This is a genomic window from Brevundimonas sp. EU05-FHT14B11, assembly GCF_058790835.1.
In genome coordinates this window covers 580,692-601,696 of the sequence record NZ_JBYTCY010000002.1, presented here as the reverse complement: position 1 = coordinate 601,696, position 21,005 = coordinate 580,692, and the positions used below count along the sequence as shown (strand labels likewise).

At 69.7% G+C, this 21,005-nt stretch carries 23 protein-coding genes and 1 tRNA gene; 9 read left to right on the top strand and 15 right to left on the bottom strand.

Features of this window, described 5'->3' with window-relative positions; genetic code table 11:
• Positions 1–22 precede the first annotated feature (22 nt).
• On the top strand, positions 23–646 hold the full coding sequence (locus tag AC3WRV_RS10445) for a squalene/phytoene synthase family protein (RefSeq protein WP_492313183.1): 624 nt from the start codon (positions 23–25) through the stop codon (positions 644–646).
• A 31-nt stretch (positions 647–677) separates the two neighbouring features.
• Here AC3WRV_RS10445 and AC3WRV_RS10440 read toward each other — a convergent pair whose 3' ends face one another.
• Together AC3WRV_RS10440 and AC3WRV_RS10435 are read right to left on the bottom strand one after the other, a co-directional pair.
• A complete protein-coding gene (locus tag AC3WRV_RS10440; protein ID WP_291836776.1) occupies positions 678–1,133 on the bottom strand; it encodes a carboxymuconolactone decarboxylase family protein in 456 nt (151 codons plus the stop codon).
• A gap of 108 nt (positions 1,134–1,241) precedes the next feature.
• On the bottom strand, positions 1,242–2,132 hold the full coding sequence (locus tag AC3WRV_RS10435; RefSeq protein ID WP_492313182.1) for an oxygenase MpaB family protein: 891 nt from the start codon (positions 2,130–2,132) through the stop codon (positions 1,242–1,244).
• 104 nt (positions 2,133–2,236) lie between these two features.
• Between AC3WRV_RS10435 and AC3WRV_RS10430 the strand changes: the two genes are divergently transcribed.
• Positions 2,237–2,968 (top strand): hypothetical protein, encoded by a 732-nt coding sequence (locus AC3WRV_RS10430; RefSeq protein WP_492313181.1) that lies wholly within the window; start codon positions 2,237–2,239, stop codon positions 2,966–2,968.
• A 14-nt stretch (positions 2,969–2,982) separates the two neighbouring features.
• Here AC3WRV_RS10430 and AC3WRV_RS10425 read toward each other — a convergent pair whose 3' ends face one another.
• A complete protein-coding gene (locus AC3WRV_RS10425) occupies positions 2,983–3,189 on the bottom strand; it encodes a hypothetical protein (RefSeq protein WP_291836782.1) in 207 nt (68 codons plus the stop codon).
• On the bottom strand, positions 3,189–4,586 hold the full coding sequence (trmFO, locus tag AC3WRV_RS10420) for a methylenetetrahydrofolate--tRNA-(uracil(54)-C(5))-methyltransferase (FADH(2)-oxidizing) TrmFO (protein ID WP_492313180.1): 1,398 nt from the start codon (positions 4,584–4,586) through the stop codon (positions 3,189–3,191). The genes AC3WRV_RS10425 and trmFO overlap by 1 nt, the downstream gene beginning before the upstream one ends.
• 132 nt (positions 4,587–4,718) lie before the next feature.
• Here trmFO and AC3WRV_RS10415 point away from each other — a divergent pair, with 132 nt between their 5' ends.
• Positions 4,719–5,543: a hypothetical protein gene (locus AC3WRV_RS10415; protein ID WP_291836786.1), complete on the top strand. Its 825-nt coding sequence runs from the start codon at positions 4,719–4,721 to the stop codon at positions 5,541–5,543.
• A gap of 7 nt (positions 5,544–5,550) precedes the next feature.
• On the opposite strand, the gene uvrA is transcribed toward AC3WRV_RS10415, so the two are convergent.
• The 3 genes from uvrA to AC3WRV_RS10400 form a co-directional block, all read right to left on the bottom strand.
• Positions 5,551–8,490, bottom strand: coding sequence for an excinuclease ABC subunit UvrA (gene uvrA / locus AC3WRV_RS10410; RefSeq protein ID WP_492313179.1), 2,940 nt, complete (start codon positions 8,488–8,490; stop codon positions 5,551–5,553).
• Positions 8,491–8,633: 143 nt separating this feature from the next.
• On the bottom strand, positions 8,634–9,122 hold the full coding sequence (locus tag AC3WRV_RS10405) for a group III truncated hemoglobin (protein ID WP_492313178.1): 489 nt from the start codon (positions 9,120–9,122) through the stop codon (positions 8,634–8,636).
• 44 nt (positions 9,123–9,166) lie between these two features.
• On the bottom strand, positions 9,167–9,610 hold the full coding sequence (locus AC3WRV_RS10400; protein ID WP_492313177.1) for a hypothetical protein: 444 nt from the start codon (positions 9,608–9,610) through the stop codon (positions 9,167–9,169).
• 128 nt (positions 9,611–9,738) lie between these two features.
• On the opposite strand from AC3WRV_RS10400, the gene AC3WRV_RS10395 reads away from it, so the two are divergent.
• A complete protein-coding gene (locus tag AC3WRV_RS10395; protein ID WP_492313176.1) occupies positions 9,739–9,876 on the top strand; it encodes a hypothetical protein in 138 nt (45 codons plus the stop codon).
• A complete protein-coding gene (locus AC3WRV_RS10390) occupies positions 9,842–11,410 on the top strand; it encodes an ATP-binding cassette domain-containing protein (RefSeq protein WP_492313175.1) in 1,569 nt (522 codons plus the stop codon). The genes AC3WRV_RS10395 and AC3WRV_RS10390 overlap by 35 nt, the downstream gene beginning before the upstream one ends.
• On the opposite strand, the gene AC3WRV_RS10385 is transcribed toward AC3WRV_RS10390, so the two are convergent.
• Genes AC3WRV_RS10385 through AC3WRV_RS10370 form a run of 4 tightly spaced genes read right to left on the bottom strand, consistent with a single transcriptional unit; the run spans position 11,407 to position 14,883 of the window.
• A complete protein-coding gene (locus AC3WRV_RS10385) occupies positions 11,407–12,984 on the bottom strand; it encodes an EAL domain-containing protein (RefSeq protein WP_492313174.1) in 1,578 nt (525 codons plus the stop codon). The genes AC3WRV_RS10390 and AC3WRV_RS10385 overlap by 4 nt on opposite strands.
• Before the next feature lie 53 nt (positions 12,985–13,037).
• Positions 13,038–13,481, bottom strand: coding sequence for a flagellar basal-body protein FlbY (locus AC3WRV_RS10380; protein WP_291838922.1), 444 nt, complete (start codon positions 13,479–13,481; stop codon positions 13,038–13,040).
• The gene (locus AC3WRV_RS10375) at positions 13,478–13,774 is read right to left on the bottom strand and encodes a rod-binding protein (protein ID WP_492313173.1); all 297 of its coding nucleotides are present in this window, start codon (positions 13,772–13,774) and stop codon (positions 13,478–13,480) included. The genes AC3WRV_RS10380 and AC3WRV_RS10375 overlap by 4 nt, the downstream gene beginning before the upstream one ends.
• A gap of 2 nt (positions 13,775–13,776) precedes the next feature.
• Complete coding sequence (locus tag AC3WRV_RS10370; protein WP_492313172.1) at positions 13,777–14,883, bottom strand: flagellar basal body P-ring protein FlgI; 1,107 nt, start codon at positions 14,881–14,883, stop codon at positions 13,777–13,779.
• Positions 14,884–15,066: 183 nt separating this feature from the next.
• On the opposite strand from AC3WRV_RS10370, the gene AC3WRV_RS10365 reads away from it, so the two are divergent.
• From AC3WRV_RS10365 to gltX, 3 genes are all read left to right on the top strand, one after another.
• Positions 15,067–15,492, top strand: coding sequence for a flagellar assembly protein FliX (locus tag AC3WRV_RS10365; protein WP_291841101.1), 426 nt, complete (start codon positions 15,067–15,069; stop codon positions 15,490–15,492).
• A gap of 182 nt (positions 15,493–15,674) precedes the next feature.
• Positions 15,675–16,103: an RNA polymerase-binding protein DksA gene (gene dksA, locus AC3WRV_RS10360; RefSeq protein ID WP_291841099.1), complete on the top strand. Its 429-nt coding sequence runs from the start codon at positions 15,675–15,677 to the stop codon at positions 16,101–16,103.
• Between the two features lie 84 nt (positions 16,104–16,187).
• Positions 16,188–17,522 (top strand): glutamate--tRNA ligase, encoded by a 1,335-nt coding sequence (gene gltX / locus AC3WRV_RS10355; protein WP_492313171.1) that lies wholly within the window; start codon positions 16,188–16,190, stop codon positions 17,520–17,522.
• 78 nt (positions 17,523–17,600) lie between these two features.
• Here the strand turns inward: gltX and AC3WRV_RS10350 are convergent, their stop codons facing one another.
• A complete protein-coding gene (locus AC3WRV_RS10350) occupies positions 17,601–17,891 on the bottom strand; it encodes a DUF8200 family protein (RefSeq protein ID WP_492313170.1) in 291 nt (96 codons plus the stop codon).
• Between the two features lie 128 nt (positions 17,892–18,019).
• The gene (locus AC3WRV_RS10345; protein WP_492313169.1) at positions 18,020–18,616 is read right to left on the bottom strand and encodes an LOG family protein; all 597 of its coding nucleotides are present in this window, start codon (positions 18,614–18,616) and stop codon (positions 18,020–18,022) included.
• A gap of 77 nt (positions 18,617–18,693) precedes the next feature.
• On the opposite strand from AC3WRV_RS10345, the gene AC3WRV_RS10340 reads away from it, so the two are divergent.
• Complete coding sequence (locus AC3WRV_RS10340; RefSeq protein ID WP_492313168.1) at positions 18,694–19,446, top strand: hypothetical protein; 753 nt, start codon at positions 18,694–18,696, stop codon at positions 19,444–19,446.
• A 110-nt stretch (positions 19,447–19,556) separates the two neighbouring features.
• Here AC3WRV_RS10340 and AC3WRV_RS10335 read toward each other — a convergent pair whose 3' ends face one another.
• A complete protein-coding gene (locus AC3WRV_RS10335) occupies positions 19,557–20,720 on the bottom strand; it encodes a glycosyltransferase family 4 protein (RefSeq protein WP_492313167.1) in 1,164 nt (387 codons plus the stop codon).
• Between the two features lie 151 nt (positions 20,721–20,871).
• Positions 20,872–20,946 (bottom strand) — tRNA-Asn (locus AC3WRV_RS10330).
• Between the last annotated feature and the right edge of the window lie 59 nt (positions 20,947–21,005).

The following is a 21,005-nucleotide window of genomic DNA, read 5'->3' as shown; positions in this document are numbered from 1 at the left end:
CCTTCCGCGTTATGGGGAGCCGATGACTGTCCTCGAAGCCCAGGTCCGCGACGCCGACACCGACCGCTGGCTGTCCAGCCGGTTCGTGGCCGATGCGCAGGCCCGCGCCGACCTGATCGTGCTGTACGCTTTCGAGGCCGAGCTGATGGCCATCCCCACCCGGGTCACCCAGCCGCTGCTGGCCGAGATGCGCTACGCCTGGTGGCGCGAGCAGATGGACGGGGTCTTCGCCGGAACCGCCCGCAAGGGCCATCCGGTGCTGGAGGCCCTGACCGACATGGTCGCCCGTCACGACCTGCCGCGCGCCCCGTTCGACGGCCTGATCGAGGCGCATATCGGCCGGGTGCACGGCGAGCCCCACGATCTGGACGCCTTCTACGTCGGCCCGATGCAGCTGGCGGCGCGGATGCTGGCCGGACCGGGTCTGGACGAGGCGGTGGCGGACGCCGGCCGCGTGCGCGGCCTGAGCCAGACAGGGCGCCGCGATGAGGCCGGAGCGCTGAAGACCGCCGCCAACCGGGCCCTGAAAGGCCTGCCCGTGGCCGCCTTCCCGGCGGTCGCGCCCGCCGCTCTGGCCGACCCTGAGGCGCCCGAGGCGGCGAAGCGGTTGAGGCTGGTCTGGGCCGCGCTGAGAGGCCGGATCTAGGCCGCGCAGGCGACAGGGAGCTGGCCCGGGATCAGAACCAGGGCGCGCCCGCCGGATGATGCAGGGTGGCGTTCAGGCGGTTGAAGAAGTTGGTCGTGGCGATCCACAGGACGATGCCCGCCAGTGCCGGCTCGTCGAAATGGGCCTTGGCCGCGTCCCAGACGTCGTCCGGCACGCCGACGGAATTGTCGGCCAGCCGGGTGGCGGCTTCGGCCAGGGCCAGGGCCGCGCGCTCGGCGTCGGTGAAGTAGGGAGTCTCGCGCCAGGCCGAGACGGTGTCGAGCCGCTCGTCGGTCTCGCCGGCCTTGCGCATCTCCTTCGCGCCGGAGGCGACGCAGGCGGAGCAACCATTGATCTGGCTGGCGCGCAGATGGACCAGGTGCAGAACGGTGACCGGGGCGCCCGACTGATGGGCCGAGGCGTAGAGGGTCTGCACGGCCTTCTGGGCGTCGGGCAGCATGGCGAGCAGGGTACGGGAAAGGCGCATGTCGGGGCTCCATGAGGACGGCCCGCCGGCGCCCTCATGGCGTCAGATCCGTCCGTCATCAGGGAGACGAGACGGGCCCGCCGGATGTGACATCGGGCGCGACGAATTTCAGTAGGCGGTCACCTCCGGCGGATGGACCCGGGTGTTGGGCGAACCGCGGAAGGCCCAGCGGATGAAGCGGGCGGTGGACAGGGCGCTCGCGCGGGTCAGGAGCCGGGGCGGGCCGAAGGGGCGCTCGTGCATGGCCTGGGCCCAGTCCGGCAGAAGGTCGAGACCCGCCTGCATGATCACGCCCGCAGCGGCGTCGACGGCGGGGGAGCCGACCCGCTGACGCATCACCATCCGCGCCACCTCGCGCGTGCGGGCGTCGGCGCGCAGCTGGGGGCGATAGCTGCGGATCAGGGCTTCGGCCTCGGCGCGGCTGCGGGGAATGGGGTCTGCGTGCAGCGCCTCGGCGATCCGCGCGGTCTCGGCGAAATAGGCGTCCTGATCCTCGATCGACATGTCCGGCTCGGCGTAGCGGATCCAGGCGTCGAGGAAGCTGATGGTCTCGGTGACATGGACCCAGGCCAGCAGGGCCGGGTCGGAGACGCGATAGGGCGTGCCGTCGGGCAGGACGCCCGCCAGCTTGGCGTGGATGCGGTTGACCTTGTCGATGGCGGCCTGGCCCCGCTCGGCATGGTCATAGGTGGTGGTGGCGATGAATTTGGCCGTCCGCCTCAGGCGGCCGTGCATGTCGGCGCGGAAGTCGGAATGGTCCCAGACCCCGGCCAGCACCGCCGGGTGCAGCATCTGCAGCAGCAGGCCCGAGACGCCGCCGATCATCATGGTCACCACGTCGCCGTTGACCCGGGCCGCCACGCAGTCCGGCGGGAACAGGGCGTCGGCCCGGCGCAGCACCGGTCGCTCGCCCTTTTCGGCGTCGTTGAAGACATCGGTGATCTTCTGGCGGATGGCGCGGCGAACCGAGTCGAAAGATGAGCGAGCTTGGGGAGTCATGCCTGTCCGGGGGTGTCGAGTTGGTGCAGGGTAAACGTGATGTCATCGCTTCGCGACGGTCCAAGGGGGAGGAAATGAAAGCATCTGCAAGACTGGCCACGTTGATGGCCGCCGCCCTGGCAGCCTCCGCCCCGGCTCAGGCGCAGGACGCCGATGGCTGGGACATTTTCGTCGACGCCGCGAATGACACCGTCAGCGCCAGCGTCGAATACGCTTCTGGCGCGGCCATTCTCGTGCAGTGCCAGGCGGGCGTCCTGATCACCGGGATCGCGGGCACGCCGCTGTCAAACGCCGCGTCGCGTCGCGCCATTCTCACGAGGGGGGACGTATTTTCCCCGAACACCGAATGGGACCTCTCGGCCGAGAGCGGCTCCGCCGTCAGTCAGGACCCCCGCATCCCGCGCTTCCTCCGGATGGGTGGTCCGGTGATCCTGGAATCGATGGAGGGCGATCCCGCGCCGTTCAGGATGGCTTTCGCCCTTCCCGCATCGGGCGCCGCGGTGGATCAGGTGCTGAACGCGTGCAACGCGCCCCTGACCCGCGACCGGGACCGGCTGCTGGACGCCGCAGGTCTCGTGCTTGCGCCTCCTGAGGTCGAGATGCCGGAGGCCGCCATGCGGGAGGATGGGGGCGCGCAGACGGTGTACGTGAGCTGTCTGATCAGAAACGGTCGGCTGACCGGGTGTCTTTCGGAGCGCCAGCGACCGCTGAATCGGAGGGCCGGAACCTCTACGGCCCGCAGCGCCGACGGAACGCGGGTGCAGGTCAGCGATCGGGCGGCCGCGGAGGGCAGACGGTTCGACTTCGTCCTTACGGGCGCCCGGATCGGACGCTGACCCGCGACGCGCCGTCAGGCCTGACCGGCGGCCGGTCCCAGCAGGGCGATCTTCTTGTCCAGGCGGGCGACCTCGTCCTCCAGGCGGGCCTGTTCGGACGCCATGTCGACGGGCGAGCCGTCTTCATATTTCAGCTGCGCGCCCTGGGCGATCAGGTCGAGGCGGTAGATCAGGGTGACCCGGCGGTCGGTCAGGCGTTCGAGCTCGGTCGGGTCCGACATCAGCCCGCGTCCCGCCAGGCCTTGAGGGCCTCCAGCCCGCGGATGCTCATCAGCCGCTTCTTGGCCCGCCCGCGCTCCTTGGGATGGATGCGCTTGCCGTCTTCATCGACCTTGGGCGCCTCCAGCGGGGGCAGCAGTCCATAGTTGATGTTCATCGGCTGGAACTTGGAGCCTTCCAAGTGGCCGCCGGTGATGTGTTCGACCAGGGCCCCCATCGCCGTTTCCGGTGGCGGGGCCGACAGGTCGCGGCCGAGCGCCTGAGCGGCGGCGAGGCGGCCGGTGAGCAGACCCATGGCAGCGCTCTCGACATAGCCCTCGACACCCGTCACCTGGCCGGCGAAGCGCAGGCGCGGCATGGATTTCAGGCGCAGCTGCTTGTCCAGAAGCTGCGGGCTGTTGAGGTAGGTGTTGCGGTGCAGGCCGCCCAGACGCGCGAACTGGGCGTTCTGCAGGCCCGGGATCATGCGGAAGGTCTCGGCCTGGGCGCCGTGCTTCAGCTTGGTCTGGAAGCCGACCATGTTGAACAGGGTGCCCAGCGCGTTGTCCTGGCGCAGCTGGACGATGGCGTGGGCCTTGACGGTCGGGTTGCGCGGATTGGTCAGGCCGACGGGCTTCATCGGGCCGTGGCGAAGGGTCTCGCGGCCACGCTCGGCCATGACTTCGATGGGCAGGCAGCCGTCGAAATAGGGGACGTTCTCCCATTCCTTGAACTCGGCCTTGGGTCCGTCCAGCAGGGCGTCGATGAAGGCGTCGTACTGAGCCTTGTCCATCGGGCAGTTTACGTAGGCGGCGGCGTCGCCGCCCGGGCCTTCCTTGTCATAGCGCGACTGACGCCAGGCGATGTCGAAGTCGATCGAGTCGGCGTGGATGATGGGCGCGATGGCGTCGAAGAAGCTGAGGCTCTCCTCGCCGGTGGCCTTCAGGATGGCGTCAGCCAGGGCGGGCGAGGTCAGGGGGCCGGTGGCGACGATGACATTGTCCCACGCCTCCGGCGGCAGGCCGGCGATCTCCTCGCGCACGACGGTGACCAGCGGATGGGCCTGCAGCTTCGCGGTCACGGCCTGGGAAAAGCCGTCGCGATCGACCGCCAGGGCGCCGCCGGCGGGCACCTGATGGGCGTCGCCGCAGCTCATGATGATCGAATCCAGCGCCCGCATCTCGGCGTGCAGCAGGCCGACGGCGTTGAACTCCCAATCGTCCGAACGGAAGGAGTTGGAGCAGACCAGCTCGGCCAGGCCGTCGGTGTGGTGGGCGTCGGTCTTCACGCCGGGGACGCCGCGCATCTCATGCAGGATGACGGGCACGCCCGCGTTGGCGATCTGCCAGGCGGCTTCCGAACCGGCGAGGCCGCCGCCGATGACGTGGACGGGAGAGGGAGAGGGGGAGGTGGAGCTCATGAGCGGGGTTCTAGCCCGCCCCGCCGGGTACGCCAGTGCTTTATGGCCGCGGCGGGGATTTCGCCGGGAGCCTTGCGCCGGAGGGGCGGCTGGACGCATGAAGCGGGCATGAGCACCGAGCGGAGTCGCCCCATGACCGTTTCAGCCACCGAGGCGACCTTCGAAGGCTTCCGCGTGACGCGTCACAATCCGGGTGTGATCCTGATCTGGGCTGCGGTCTGGCTGGTCGGTCTGATCGCCGCGGCGGTCGCGACCTTCCCGATGCTGTCTCCCTGGGCGCCGGAGATGACGACAGCGAACGGCGACATATCCAAACTGTCCGCGCCCGCCTTGGCGGCGATCAGCAACGCCGGCTACGCCGTCCTGCCGGTCGTGCTGCTGATCCAGACCGTGCTGATGCCGGCGTTGTACCGGGCGGTGCTGCGTCCGGAGCCCAAAGGCTTCGGCTACCTCCGGTTCGGGTCCGACGAACTGCGCATGTTCCTGGTCGCCCTCGGCCTCGGGGCCGTGTCCGTGCTGCTCAATCTGATCAGTTCCGGGCTTGAGACCGCCGCCGCCCAGACGATGGGCGCGGTCGGCGCCCTGGTCGTGTCGATGGCCGTGTTCGCCACCTCGATCGCGATCACCGTGCGGCTGTCGCTGGTGGCGCCGATCACCCTGCTGCGCGGCAAGATCTCGTTCGTCGAGGGCTGGCACGTGTCCGCCCGCTGGTTCTGGCCGCTTCTGGGCATCACCGTGCTGTCGATGACGATGGCGGCCATCGTGGTCATCCTGCTGCTGATGATCGGCCTGCCGTTGCAACAGGCCGTCACCGGCGGGGCGAGCGCGGTCACCCCGCTGTCCACGATCAGCTTCCTGCTCCTGCTGCTGCTGATCCCGCTGGGCGCCACATTGGTGACCACGATCCTGTGGGCGCCCTATGCGGCCATGTGCCGGAACCTGCCGCCGCGGGACTGACCGGGGATCAGGCCCGCGCCTTCGCCCGAGCCGGCTTCTTCTCCGCCGTCGAGACAAGGCCCGCCACGCGCGCCTTGCGGCGCTGTTCGTGCCGGTCCAGCACCTCCTTGAGGTATTTGCCGGTCCAGCTGGCGGGATTGGCCGCGACCTGTTCGGGGGTGCCGACCGCGACGATTTCGCCACCGCCGTCGCCCCCCTCCGGCCCGAAGTCCAGCAGCCAGTCGGCGACCTTGATGACATCCAGGTTGTGCTCGATCACGACGATGGTGTTGCCGTTCTCGACCAGTTCCTGAAGCACCTCCAGCAGCTTGCGGGTGTCCTCGAAATGCAGGCCCGTGGTGGGCTCGTCGAGGATGTAGAGCGTCTTGCCGGTGGCCCGCTTGCTGAGCTCCTTGGACAGCTTGACCCGCTGGGCCTCGCCGCCGGACAGGGTGGTCGCCGACTGGCCGACCTTGACGTAGCCCAGGCCGACCCGCTCCAGCGTCAGCATCTTGTCGCGGATAGAGGGCACGGCGGTGAAGAAGCGGGCGGCTTCCTCGACCGTCATGTCCAGCACATCCGAGATGGACTTGCCCTTGAACACGATCTCCAGCGTCTCGCGGTTGTAGCGCTTGCCGTGACACACATCGCAGGTGACGTAGACGTCCGGCAGGAAGTGCATCTCGATCTTGATCAGGCCGTCGCCCTGACAGGCTTCGCAGCGGCCGCCCTTCACATTGAAGCTGAACCGGCCCGGCCCGTAGCCGCGGGCCTTGGACTCCGGCAGGCCGGCGTACCAGTCGCGGATGGGGCCGAAGGCGCCGGTGTAGGTGGCCGGGTTCGAGCGCGGGGTGCGGCCGATGGGCGACTGGTCGATGTCGATGACCTTGTCGAACAGCTCAAGCCCCTCGATCCGGTCGAAAGGCGCCGGGGCGTCGGACGCATTGTGCAGGCGGCGCGCGGCGGCCTTGTACAGGGTCTCGATCGTGAAGGTCGACTTGCCGCCGCCGGACACGCCGGTGACGCAGGTGAACAGGCCGCCGGGGATCTCACCGGTGACGTTCTTCAGATTGTTGCCGGTGGCGCCGCTGATCTTCAGCATCTTCTTGCGGTCGACCGGACGGCGGCCGTCGGCCGGCAGCTCGATCTCGCGCTCGCCGGTCAGGTATTTGCCGGTCAGGGAGTTCGGATTGGCCATGACGTCGGCGGGTGTGCCCTCGGCGCAGACCTGGCCGCCATGGACGCCGGCCGCGGGGCCCATGTCGATGACGTAGTCGGCGGTCAGGATCGCCTCTTCGTCATGCTCGACCACCAGGACCGAATTGCCCAGGTCGCGAAGCCCCCTGAGGCTTTCCAGCAGGCGGGTGTTGTCGCGCTGGTGCAGGCCGATGGAGGGTTCGTCCAGCACGTAGAGGACGCCGGTCAGGCCCGAACCGATCTGCGAGGCCAGGCGGATGCGCTGGCTCTCGCCGCCGGACAGGGTGCCCGAGGCCCGCGAGAGGCTGAGGTAGTCCAGGCCGACGTTGTTCAGGAACCGGAGGCGGTCCGAGATTTCCTTCAGGATGCGGCGGCCGATCTCCAGCTGCTTTTCGGTCAGCTGGTCGGGCAGGGCGCTGACCCACTCGTAGGCCTTCTTGATCGACAGCCACGACACCTCGGCGATGTCCTCGCCGGCGACCTTGACCGCCAGGGCCTCGGGCTTCAGGCGCTTGCCGCCGCAGGCCTCGCACGGGGTCTCGGACTGGAACCGGCCCAGTTCCTCGCGCACCCAGGCCGAGTCCGTCTCGCGCCAGCGGCGCTCCAGGTTCGGCAGAACGCCTTCGAAGGCCTTGGAGGTCTCGTACTTCCGGGCGTTGTCGTCGTAGGTGAACTTGATCTTCTCGCCGCCCGAGCCGTGCAGGATGACGGTCTGGGCCTTGCCTGGCAGCTCGCGCCACGGCTTGTCCATCGAGAAGCCGTAGTGGGTCGACAGCGACTGCAGCGTCTGGGTGTAGAGGGGCGAGGGACCGCGCGACCAGGGGGCGACGGCCCCGCCGTGCAGGGTCTTGTCCTTGTCCGGCACCACCATGTCGGCGTCGAAGGCCAGCTTGACGCCCAGGCCGTCGCAGACCGGGCAAGCGCCGAAGGGATTATTGAACGAGAACAGCCGCGGCTCGATCTCGCTGATGGTGAAGCCCGAGACCGGGCAGGCGAACTTCTCGGAGAAGGTGATGCGCCGCGGGCCGGTCTCGCCTTCCATGGTGTTGGCCCATTCGGCCACGGCGATGCCTTCGGCCAGGCCCAGCGCGGTCTGCAGGCTGTCGGCGTAGCGGCTCTCAAGCCCCTGTTTGGTGACGATGCGGTCCACGACGATGTCGATGTCGTGCTTGAACTTCTTGTCCAGCGCCGGGGCGTCCTCGATGGCGTAGAACTCGCCGTCGATCTTCACGCGCTGGAAGCCCGAGCGCTGCCACTCGGCCATCTCCTTCTTGTACTCGCCCTTGCGGCCACGAACGACCGGAGCCAGCAGCAGGATGCGCTCGCCATCGGCCAGCGCCGTCAGCTTGTCGACCATCATGGAGATGGTCTGGCTCTCGATCGGCAGGCCGGTGGCGGGCGAATAGGGCACGCCCACCCGCGCCCACAGCAGGCGCATGTAGTCGTGGATCTCGGTCACCGTGCCGACCGTCGAGCGCGGGTTCTTGGAGGTCGTCTTCTGCTCAATGGAGATGGCCGGCGACAGGCCCTCGATCAGGTCCACGTCGGGCTTGCCCATCAGCTCCAGGAACTGGCGGGCGTAGGCGCTGAGCGACTCGACGTAGCGGCGCTGACCCTCGGCGTAGATGGTGTCGAAGGCGAGCGAGCTTTTGCCCGAGCCGGACAGGCCTGTCATGACCACCAGCTTCTCGCGCGGAATGTCGAGATCGACGCCCTTGAGATTGTGTTCGCGCGCGCCGCGCACGCGGATGAAGTTATGCTTTTCGGTCATGGAATCCGGGAACGCGGAGAGGGCCGGGCAGGGTCCGGCGCGACAACGCTATATGGGGAATGTTTCGCTGAGATCAGCAAGAACATTATAGGAACTGGCGGCCGCCGGCGCCAGACTGCTGACAGCAGATGGCAGCAGGACGCCTATTCGGACGGCGACCACGCCTCCGCCTTGCGCACATATCGCTCGCCAGGCCCCAGCAGGATGTTGTCGGCATGGGCCAGGCTCAGTTCGAGGCTTTCCGCGATGCGGCGGGCGCGGTCCATGAAGTGGACGGCGGCGACCGGCGGGCAGATCTCGCGGGTCGTCGCCTCGAACAGGGCCAGCCAGCGGTCAAAATGCGTCGCATCGATGGGCAGGGGCAGGTGCTTCGGCATCGGGCGGCCCTGATAGACGCCGGTCGACAGCGCTACCGACGACCAGAACAGCTTCATCTGCGCCAGGTGCGGGCCCCAGTCCTCGACCCGCGCGGCGAAGACCGGGCCGATCAGGGCGTCGTCGCGGACCTTGCCGTAGAAGGTCTCCACCAGCCGGTCGATCATGGCCTCGTCGATGCCGGTCTCGGCGCGGATGCGATCCGTCGCGGCCTTGCGGCGGGCGGCGAAGGCTTCAGCGGTGTCGGCGTGGGTCATGGCGATCCACTAGGCCGCCCGAGCCGGCCCGGCCAGACCGTGCGTCAGTCGGCGATCAGGAAGTCGCCGGCGTTGAACGTCAGGACGCAGCGCGGATCGCCGCCGGACGCATCGACCGAGCAGTAGTCGACCCCGACCAGGTTCTTCTGGACCCGGGCGGTCGAACGGGCGCTGCGGCCGTCCTGGGTGAAGCCCGTGCCCATGGCCGCGCTGTGCGGTCCCAGCGCCTCGTAGAAGCTCTGGGCGAGCGGGCCGGTGCAGGTGAACAGCAGCAGTTCCTCGCCGCCGTCGATCACCTGGCGGTAGGCGCCTGAGCCCGCCGCCTGGCGAATGCACTCGGCGTAGAGGCGGGCGTGGGGACCGGTGGACTGCTCGGCCAGGGGGGCGTAGTCGGGCGCGGCCGGAGAGGCGGCATCCGGGGTCGCGTGGGCGCAGGCGGCGACGGAGAGCAGGGTCGCGGCGGCCGCGTAGCGGGCGAAAAGACGCATGAAAAATCCTCCAGACGCCCAGCCTTTCACGGTCTCGTCAGCGCCGCCAGAAGCGAAAGGGGTTGCACACGGAGCTCCCGGCGCCCATCCTGATAGCTTCGAGTGAGTTCACTGGAGGCCCGACGATCATGATCAGCACGCTGGAAATCGGTTTCGCCCTTTCCGCTCCTCTGCTGCTCGTGCTCGCCTATGCCCTCGCTCCCAAGCCGAAACCCGTCCGCATCCGCACTCGTGACGCTCGATCGCGTCGCGGCCCGAACGCCTGACGGAACCACCCTATTTTCTGATCTGAGCCTCGTCTTCGGGCGGGAGCGCACCGGACTTGTCGGCCGCAACGGCTCGGGCAAGACCACGCTGCTGCGCCTGATCGCCGGCCTGTCCGCCCCCGCCGAGGGCGCGGTCAGCCGCGTCGGAACCGTCGCCTGGCTGGAGCAGCGCGGCGAGCCCGCGCCCGGCGAGACGGCGGCGGAGACGCTCGGCGCGGCCGCCGCGCTGGCCGTGCTGGCGCGCATTCTGGCGGGCGAGGGGACGGCGGACGATCTCGACGCCGCCGACTGGACGCTGGAGAGCCGCATCGGCGAGGTCCTGGCGGAGGTCGGGCTGCAGGCGCTGGATTTGTCGCCCGAGACGGCCTCGCTGAGTGGCGGCGAGCAGACCCGGCTGCGGCTGGCCGCCCTGCTGCTGGATCCGCCGGACCTGCTGCTGCTGGACGAGCCGACCAATCACCTGGACCGTGACGGACGCGAGCGCATCGCCGAGGTTCTGGGCCGCTGGCCCGGCGGCGTTCTGGTGGTGAGCCATGACCGGGCCCTGCTGCGCCGGATGGACCGCATCGTCGAGCTGTCGAGCGTCGGGGCCGCGGTCTACGGCGGCGGCTACGACCTCTACGCCGAACGCAAGGCCGCCGAGCGGGCCGCCGCCGAGCGGGATCTGGACGCGGCCGGGCGCGAGGCGGCCCGCATCGCCCGCGAAGGTCAGAAGGCCGTCGAGAAGAAGGCCCGCCGCGATCGGGCCGGCCGCGCCTTCGCGATGAAGAAGTCCGAGCCGAAGATCCTGCTGGGGGCCATGGCCGAGCGCGCGGAGAATTCCGGCGCGCGCGAAAACCGGCTGGCCGAACGCCGGGCCGAGGCCGCGGAGGCGGACCTGGCCGCCGCGCGCGAGAAGGTGGAGCGGGTACGGGCGCTGGATATTCCGATGCCGCCGACGAGGCTGGCGGCGGGACGGACGGTGCTGGAGCTGGACGCCGTCGCCTGGGACGCGCCGGGCGGACGGCGGATCGTGGGGCCGGTTTCGTTGAAGCTGACGGGGCCTGAGCGGGTGGCGGTGACCGGCGCGAACGGCGCGGGCAAGTCGACCCTGCTGAAGCTGATCGCGGGGACGCTGGAACCGACCTTGGGCCGGATCGCGCGGCCGGTGACCGCGGCCCTGCTGGATCAGGAGGCGGCGCTCCTGCACCCGGACGAGACGCTGGTGGAGGCCTATCGCCGGATCAATCCGGAGGCGACGGCCAACGACGCCCATGCGGCGCTGGCGCGGTTCCTGTTCCGTAACACGGCGGCGCAACGGACGGCGGGAACGCTGTCAGGCGGCGAGCGGCTGAGGGCGGCGCTGGCCTGCGTCACCGGCGGCGTCCGTCCCGCGCAGCTGTTGATCCTCGACGAACCGACCAACCACCTCGATCTGGACTCGGTCGCGGCGGTGGAGGCCGCCCTGCGCGGCTATGACGGCGCCCTGGTCGTGGTCAGCCACGATCCGGACTTCCTGGACGCCGTCGGGATCGAGCGGACGCTGGCGCTTTAGCCCCAGCCGGCGACCTCGCCCTTGCGGCGGGCGGGCGTCGCGGGCGCGGCGGCGACCGGAGTCTCGGTCGGACGGCCGAACAGCCAGCCCTGGCCGAAGTCGACGCCGAGCGACTTTATCGCCGCCGCCTGCCCCTCGGTCTCGACCATCTCTGCCACGGTGGCGATCTTCAGGTCGCGGCACAGGCTGGCCAGATGGGTGGCCAGGGTACGGACCTTGGCGTCGGTCTCGATCTCGCGCACGAAGCCGCCGTCCAGCTTCAGGATGTCGATCGAGAGCTTGTGCAGATAGGTCAGAGAGGCCGCGCCGACGCCGTAGTCGTCCAGGCAGACCTTGATGCCCGCCTCGCGCAGGCCGGCCAGGCGCTGGTTGGCGCCGTCCAGATCGACCACGTCGGCCGTCTCCGTGATCTCGACCATCAGCCGCTTGCGGATGTCCGGGGCCGCGGCGGTCATGCGCAGCAGGCCCTCGACATAGCGGCCGTCAGCCAGGGAGGCGCCCGAGACGTTGATCGCCGCCTTGACCAGGCCGAAGCCGGGGCGGCGTAGCTGGGTCAGGGCTTTCTCCGCCACCGCCAGATCGAAATCGTCGATCAGGCCCAGTTCCTCGGCCATGGCGATCGGACCGGTCGGGGCGGAGGCCGCGCCGCCGAAGCGGCTCAGGGCCTCGAAATGGTGCACCGCCCGGCTGTCCAGAGCGACGATGGGCTGCCAGACGAGGCTGAAGTCGCGGCTGCGCACGATGGCGCGGAAGCGGTCGGCGTCCTGCACCGTGCGCTGCAGGCGGGCGCTGAACCGGTCGCCGGCGGCCGCGCCGTCCTTCAGGCAGTCCTCCAGCGCGAAGCGCAGGGTGCGCACGGCGACGGCGGCCTCGGCCCGACCGATCTCGGCGCGAGTGGCGACCGGCGACAGGTTCACCCCCTCGGCCAGGCCCATGGCGCGGATTTCCTCGGCCAAATCGACGATGTCGGCGGAGTCGCGCATCAGGGCGAAGCGGTCGGGGGCCAGGCGGGCCGCGCTGACGCCGCCGACTGAGGCCAGCTGCAGCCGCGCCTCGATCCGCGCGCCGGCCTTGCGGTGCGGCTCGTCCAGCGCGCCCAGTCCAGGGATCTCAAGGAAGTCGACGGACAGTTCCGGACCGGTGCCGCCGACGGCCAGCAGGGCGCCGAGCCGCTTCAGCAACCCCCGCGCGTCCAGCAGCGGCTCGGTCTTCGGCGCGACGGCCTGATAGGCCGCTCCCTGCCAGGCCATGGCGCAGGAGACGAAGGGAGCGAGGTCGGGCAGCAGGAAGGCGCGCAGGACGGCGCGGCGGACCCGATCCTCGCCGGCCAGGACCTCGACCTCGATCGGCGCGGAGCGCACGCCTGGCTTCAGGGCGGCCAGGGCGGCGTTCACGTGCTCAAGGCAGGACTTGCCGAGCAGGGCGCTCAGCCCCTGGCCGGTCCATGCGGCGGCCGGATCGACGCCCGCGACCGGACCCACGCCGATGGCGAAGGTGATCTTGTCCCGATCAAGCTCAAAGAGCACGTCGGAGGAGGCGAAGGCCATGCCGAGAAGGCGCGATTTGATCGTCATTCCGGAGATCTAACGCGCACGACGTTAAAGCCGCCTTTGCACGAACGCCGTTTTCAGGCCGTCCGGTTCAGCGCCACGGCGCGGCCGTCGCCCGCGTTCGCGTGACCCGACGCGCTATAGGCGGAAGGGGAGCCGCGCTGGCTGGCGACCTCGGCGGCGATCGTCTTGACCAGGCCTTCGGAGATGACCCGGGCGGCCTCGACGGCGTGGGCGTGGCGCGACAGCACGGCCTCGAACAGCCGGGTCGCCTTGATCAGGGCGTCACGGAGCGGGGCGGGCGCGGCGGCGATGGCGGTCGGATTGGCCTTCAGCTGGGCCGACTCGCGGCGGTAAGCGTTGGCCAGTTCCTGGGTCGCGGCGACCGTGGCGGCGGCGTCCTGCGGCCGGCGCGCCTCGAAGGCCTTCGATTCCTCGATGAGGCAGGCGGTCAGCCGCTCGGTCAGGTCGGTCATCTGCCGAACCCGGGCGGTGGCGTTCACGACTTGAGATTCGGTCATTGTCCCTGTTCCTGCATCTTCAGCATCTGCGCGACGACCTGATCGGCCAGGCCGATGCCGCCCGCCTTGACGGTCTGTTGGGCCATGGCGTCGATCATGAAGCTGCGCCACTGGCCCTCGGCCTCGCCGCCGCCGCCGATCCCGTCGGTCTTCAGGCCCTCGAACATCGGCTTGAGCATCTGCGACAGGAAGGACGCCTCGAACTGTTCGGCGGTCTCGCGCATCCGGGCGGTGACCCGCGGCGCGGCCGCGGCGGTCGTGGGCAGGGCGGAGGAGGCGGTCAGATCGGTCATGCTCACATCACCTCGATGTCGGCTTGCAGCGCGCCGGCGGCCTTGATGGCCTGCAGGATGCTGATCATGTCGCGCGGGCTGACCCCCAGGGCGTTCAGGCCGTTGACCAGGCTGGAGAGCGAGGTTCCGCCGCCCAGCATGCGCATCTGCACGCCGCGCTCTTCCTCGACGGAGACGTCCGACTGGGGCACGACCACGGTCTGGCCGCCGCGGCTGAAGGGCTCGGGCTGGCTGACTTGCGGGTTCTCCTGCACGGAGACGGTCAGATTGCCCTGGGCGATGGCCACGGTGGAGACCCGCACGGCCTCGCCCATGACGATGACGCCGTTGACCTCGTCGATGATGACCTTGGCCGGGGCGTCGACCTGGACCGGCAGGTTCTCGACCCGGCTGATGAAGCCGGCCATGCCGAAGCCGGTCGGGGCGCGCAGAGCGACCACGGAGCCGTTCTCGGCCAGGGCCGTGTTCGGATAGGACTGGTTAATCGCGGCGGCGACCCGCTGGGCCGTGGTGAAGTCGGGATTGCGCAGCGTCAGCCGCACCTCGTTCATATTGGCCAGTTCGAAGCCGGTCTCGCGCTCGACCGTGGCGCCCGAGGCGATGCGTCCGGCGGTCGGCACGCCGCGCGTGACCGACGAGCCCGAAGCGCCCGAGGCCGAGACCGAGCCGGTCTGGATCGAGCCCTGGGCCACCGCATAGACCTGACCGTCCGCGCCCTGCAGGCCGGTGACGATCAGCGCTCCGCCCAGCAGGCTCTTGGCGTCGCACATGGAGGAGACGTTCACATCGATGCGCGCCCCCGGGGTGGAGAAGGCGGGCAGGTCGGCGGTGACCATGACCGCGGCCATGTTCTTGGTGTTCGCCGTCGAGCCGCGGATGTTGTTGCCCAGCCGCTCGCTCATTCCTTCCAGCGACTGCCGGGTGAAGGGGCAGTTGCGCAGCGAGTCGCCGGTGCCGGCCAGGCCGACCACCAGTCCGTAGCCGACCAGCTGGTTGGACCGAACGCCCTCGATGGCGGCGATGTCCTTGATCCGCGACTGGGCCGTCGCCGGCGCGGCGAATCCGGCCAAAGCGGCGGCGGTCAGGAGGGAGGCGAGCAGTTTCTGCATCGGTCGGAGGTCCGCGAACAGTTGTGCGCCTCGTGATGCCAGCGGCGTGCCAGATGAAAACGTCAGTGAAATCAAAGACAGCGTGAGTCTGGAGCCCGGCGCCGGCGGCAGTTTCTGCCGGGCCGTTAACCAAACGGTGACCTGCGCCGCCTGATGGTCCGGCATGTTCTGGAGTCGCACCGCATGAAGGTCACCGGCGCCACCGGCCCCTCGGCCTCCCAGGGTTCGCGTCCCGCCAGGGCTGCGGGCGGCTTTTCCGTGTCCGGCGGTTCGTCCGCCGCCCCGGCCAGCGCGCCGGCGACCGCGGCTTCGGTCTCGGGCGTCGCCGGCATGAACGCCCTCATGGCCCTGCAGGGGGTCGAGGACGCCACCGAGCGCCGCCGCCGGGCCGTTCGGCGGGGAAGCGGGCTTCTGGACCGGCTGGACGAGCTGAAGCTGGCCCTGCTGTCGGGCGAAGCCGGGGAGGGCGCGCTGGAGCGCCTGAGCCGCACCCTGCGCGAAGACCGCCCGGAAGACGCCGACCCGGCTCTGACCAGCCTGCTGGATCAGATCGATCTGCGCGCCGCGGTTGAACTGGCCAAGGCCGATCTTCGCCGCAACGCAGCGTAAAACGGCATAATCGTCCCCGAAATCACCCGCCACGCGTGTCAGGTGAGGAAGAAATGTCACGGTCACAGTGATCGTTGAACCTTCACAGGTCGCGCGCTCCCGCAAGCCTGTTGCCGCGACTCTTCGTCATCCCTATACGCAGCGGTGCGCCACAGGGGGGCGCTGCTTAGAGCGTGAGTGCGATGAACGCATTGGCGTCTGTGATCGAGCCGGCCGCCTACAGGCCGTCTGACGATGAGCCGTTCATGAACGAACGGCAGCTGGCCTATTTCAAGGGCAAGCTCATGGACTGGAAGGACGATATCCTTCGCGAGTCGAAGGGTACCGTGACCAATCTGAAGGCCGAGACGGAGAACCATCCGGATCTCGTCGACCGGGCGTCTTCCGAATCTGATCGTGCGCTGGAACTGCGTACGCGGGATCGTCAGCGCAAGCTGATCTCCAAGATCGACGAGGCCCTGCGCCGGATCGAGGACGGATCGTACGGCTACTGCGAGGAAACCGGCGAGCCCATCAGCCTGGGCCGTCTTGAGGCCCGCCCGACGGCGACGCTGTCGGTGGAAGCCCAGGAACGGCACGAGCGCCGCGAACGGGTTCACCGCGACGACTGATTCCGGCGGCCCGACGGGCCGTCGGCCTTGACTTGAGGGGCTGCGGGCGCGACCTAGCGCGCCTCGCGTTTCAAGGTCGTCTCAATGTCCGTCAAGGTCCGTTTCGCCCCGTCTCCGACGGGTAAGCTGCACGTCGGGAACGTGCGCACCGCCCTGGTGAACTGGATGTTCGCCAAAGGGCAGGGCGGCAGCTTCGTGCTGCGCATCGACGACACCGACCTGGCCCGCTCCACGCCCGAGTTCGAACAGGGCATTGAGGACGACCTGACCTGGCTGGGCATGCTCTGGGATGAGCGCCACAACCAGTCCAAGCGGTTCGACCGCTACGAGGAGGCCGCCGACCGCCTGAAGGCCTCGGGCCGCCTCTATGCCTGCTACGAAACCTCCGAAGAGCTGGATCGCCGCCGCAAGGTGCAGCTGTCGCGCGGCCTGCCGCCGATCTACGACCGCGCCGCTCTGGACCTGACCGACGCCGAAAAGGCCGCCTATGAGGCCGAGGGCCGCCGTCCGCACTGGCGATTCAAGCTGGAAGGCAAGCGCGTCGCCTGGGAAGACCTGGCGCGCGGCCATGCCGAGGTCGACACCGCGTCGATGTCGGACCCGGTGCTGATCCGCGAGGACGGCCTGTTCCTCTACACCCTGCCCTCGGTCGTCGACGACATCGACATGGCCATCACCCACGTCATCCGCGGTGAAGACCACGTCACCAACACCGGCGCCCAGATCGAGATCTTCGAGGCGCTGGGCGGCCCGGTCCCCGCGTTCGCCCACATGCCGCTGCTGGTCGGCGCCGACGGCGCGGCCCTGTCCAAGCGCCTGGGCTCGCTCTCGATCTCGGAGATGCGCGACCTGGGCTACGAGCCGATCGCCATCACCAGCCACCTGGGCCGCATCGGCACCTCGGACCCGCTGGAGGTCGGAACCTCGGTGCAGGCGCTGGGCGACAGCTTCGCCTTCTCCAAGATGGGGCGTTCGCCGGCGCGCTACGACACCGCCGATCTGGACCGCCTCAACGCCCAGGCCCTGCACGCCATGGACTACGCCGTGGCGCAGCCGCGCCTGGCCGGACTGGACGCCGATCTGGGCGAGGGCTTCTGGAACGCAGTGCGACCGAACCTTCAGAAATTCGCCGATGTCGTTGAAATGGCGGCCATCGTGCGTGGTCCGGTCACGCCGGTGATCGAGGACCCGGCCTTCGCCGCCGCCGCCCTGGCGGTGCTGCCGGAGACGGTCGACGACACTCTGTGGCCGACCTGGACCAATGCGGTGAAGGAGGCGACGGGCGCCAAGGGCAAGACCCTGTTCATGCCGCTGCGCCTGATCCTGACCGGCCAGCCGCACGGCCCGGACATGGCGGCCATCGCCCCCATGATCGGCCGCGAGCGCATCGTGAAGCGGCTCCAGGGCGAGACGGCCTGAACCGTCTTCCCTGACGCCGGACAGCAAAAAGGCCGCCCTGTGAGGGGCGGCCTTCTTCTTTTCAGCCGTGCGCGCCGATCAGGCGTTGCAGGCGGCGATTTCTTCGTTCGACAGGGTCACGCCCTTGTAGGTGAAAGCCGAGACGGCGCCGAAGCGGGCGGCGACGCGGCGGCAGGCGCGGGCGGCCGGCTGGTTGGCGCCGCCGCTGGCGGTGCAGGTCGCGCCTTCACAACGCCAGTTGGCGCCGTCGATGATGGTGCGGCCGGCCGGGGCGCGGGCGGCGTCGGCCAGGACGGCGCTGGTGGCGGGGGCTTGGGCGAAGGCGGGGGCGGCGGCGAACAGGGCCGCGGCGACGATGAAGGCGCGCATGGGGAGATCTCCGAATGGGGCCGGGTCTCGCAGTCGAGCCCGCCGCTTCAGTGTGCGTTGTTATTCAAAACTGTCAAGGGCGCGTTGCCAAACGAAACGCAGCGACGCGCGAACTGATCGACGATTACTTAACGCCGATCATGTTGCAAGTGAGGCATATCGTCCGCCGCCTGCATCAGGGCGACAGCCTCCTCGACCGTGTTGACCACGCTATAGCCCTCGCGGAAGGTTTCGGGCGTCATCTTCTGGGTGATGCCGTGCTCGATCGCTGCCAGCAGGGTGTCCCAGAAACCGTTCAGATTCAGGAAGATCACCGGCTTGTGGTGCAGGTCCAGCCGCTTCCACGACAGCACCTCGATAACCTCTTCCAGCGTGCCGACGCCGCCCGGAGCGACCACGAAGGCGTCCGACTGGTCGTACATGATGGTCTTGCGTTCGTGCATCGAGGTGACGACCAGGGTCTCGACCTCGTCGAACAGGCGCTCGCGGCTGCGCAGGAAGCCCGGCATGACGCCCAGCACCCGACCGCCGGCCTCGTGCGCGGCCCGGGCCGAGGCGCCCATCAGGCCCACGCCGCCGCCGCCGTAGACCAGCCGCCAGCCCGCCTGCGCCGTCTGCGCGCCGAACTGGCGCGCCGCGACGGTGTAGGCCGGATCGGACAGGTCGGACGAGCCGCAGAACAGGCAGACGGACTTGCCGTCGAACGGCTGGATGGTGATGGTCATGGAGCCTCGATGATAGGGAGACAGCGGCGGCCTCGCCGCGCTATCCGATGGGCCTACTTAACCGCCGGAGAGACGGGATGAAACGGGCCATCGGTGTCGCCGCCGCCGCCGCGGCCTTCGCCGCCCTCGCGGGCTGCATGCCCGCCCCCCAACAGCCGGAGCGCGACGCCGCCGGAAACGCCACGGGCTGGACCCAGCCGCCTCAGATCCTGGCCGTGCGCCGGGCCCAGGCCAGCCTGATCTTCTCCGGCCAGGCCGAACCGGGCGCGCGGGTGGTGCTGCGCAACGACGAGGGCGCGGCCTATGCGGCGGCCGCCGATCCCGACGGGCGATTCGAGATTCGCATGGCCGCGCCTTCGGACCTGCTGCTGCTGCGGCCGGAAACCCAGGTCGGCCAGGATGCGGCGGCGTCGCCCGACCGGCTGCTGATCATCGCCGGCGGGCGCGGGCCCATCGCCATCCTGCGGTCGGGCGGCCCGACCCGACGGCTGGATCCCGCCCCCGCGCTGGGCGCGATCGACAGCGACGCCCAGTCCATGCTGGCCTCGGGCCGCACGGGAACGGCGGGCCAGGCCGTGGACGTTTCCGCCGGCAGGAACGCCCTGGAGGTCGAATCCGGCCAGGCCGGGCTGTGGAGCGTGCTGCTGGACACCGTCGCCCCGAACAGCGTGGTCACGGTCGGCGGCCAGACCTTCGTCTGGCCCGGCCCCGGCGCCGACACCCCGGACCTGAAGGTCGAACGGGCCGGCGCAGGATGGCGGGTCGGCTGGACCGGCCCGCGCGGCGCGCGCCAGTGGACCTGGCTGCCGGACGCCATCCCGGCGGCATGATTTACTTGCGGTTAACCAATTCAGTCCCACGGAGGGACTGTCTTCATCTTCTTCGAGGACACCCACCATCACCGAACTTCTCAGCCCGGCGCTCGCGTCGGGCTTTTTTCTTACGCCGCCCGGGCGCGCCGCTGAAGCCTGACGGCCTGCCGGACGCGCAGCAGTTCGGCGGCGCGTCCCTCAGGACTGTGCGCCTCCATCACATACCGCTGGGCCGCCTGCGCCATCGCGATTCGCTCCTGCGGATGCTCGATCAGCCGGTCGATCGCGTCGGCGAGGGTCTGCGGCGTGATGTGATCCAGGTAGACGGCGTAGGGGCCGCTGGCCTCTCGCAGGCCGCCGCGGCCCGAGGAGATGAGCGCCGCCCCCGCCGCATGCGCCTCGACGGCGGTCAGGCCGAACGGCTCGGCCCAGAGCGAGGGCGTCAGGGCGATGGCCGCGGACTTCATCTGCTTGCGCACCTCCGGCAGGGGCGCGGACCGAAGCACGGTCACCCGCGCACCGTATCGCTCCAGGGGCGCCACATGCGGCTGGGCCCAGCGCCCGTGTTCGTCCCAGTCGTTGAGCATCAGCACGGCGCGCCACGCCGGTTGCCGATCCAGCACGGCGGGCAGGGCGGCGCAGACCTCGGCCAGGCCCTTCTCGGCCATCGCCCGCGCCGCGAAGGCGATGACGGGCTCGCGATGCTCCGGGGGGGCCAGCCACGGGGCCGTGTCGATCGGATTGGGAACCGCCCAGGCCTTCTGCGCCAGGTCGGGATAGTCGCGGGCGAAGAGATCGCGTTCCGCCGCGCTGACGAAGACCAGTCCGTCCATCCGCCCGTAGCGGGCGTTGTAGCGCCAGGTGTCGATCCAGTGCCGGCCGGTCTTCAGGGCGTTGTGGCGATAGAGCAGGTGGGCCGCCTCGGGCATGGCCCGCGAGACCTGGGTGGCCTGCTTGACCTGCTGATGGTGCTCGATGACGTCCGGCTTGAAGGCGCGAAGCCGGTCCAGCAGGACGCGCAGACGGCTGGGCCCGGACGACGGCAGCGTCTCGACCCCGGGAGACTCATGGTCATGCGCGCCCGCGCAGCAGAAGATTCGCACGTCCTGGTCGCTCAGCGGCCCGGCCAGGGTCCGGACCACGGTTTCCATGGAGTTCGGCGCCCCAGCGGAGAATCGGCTGCCGGAAGGCAGCAGGATCGCGGTGCGGACGCGGGGACGCAGTTCGATGACGGCGGGCGCCTGCCTCGGCCGCAGGATTTGCGGGCGGGCTGCCAGGCTGGACGAAATCATGGATGGGATCCGGGACGGCGCCGCTTGGCGGCTCTCGGATCGTGGACGCCATGGGCGGCTGTTTGCCTTGCGCTGCGTCGAAGAAACGGCGGATGACGCTGAGGGCGAGGGGGTCCCGTTCACGCCCCGGGCGGGGGCAAACGTAGGGCGATGGCTCCGCGGGTAGGATTCGAACCTACGACCAGCCGATTAACAGTCGGCTGCTCTACCACTGAGCTACCGCGGAAGAGGTATCGCTCGGGAAGGCGGGCGCTATAGCAGCGGGAATCTCATCAACGCAACGGG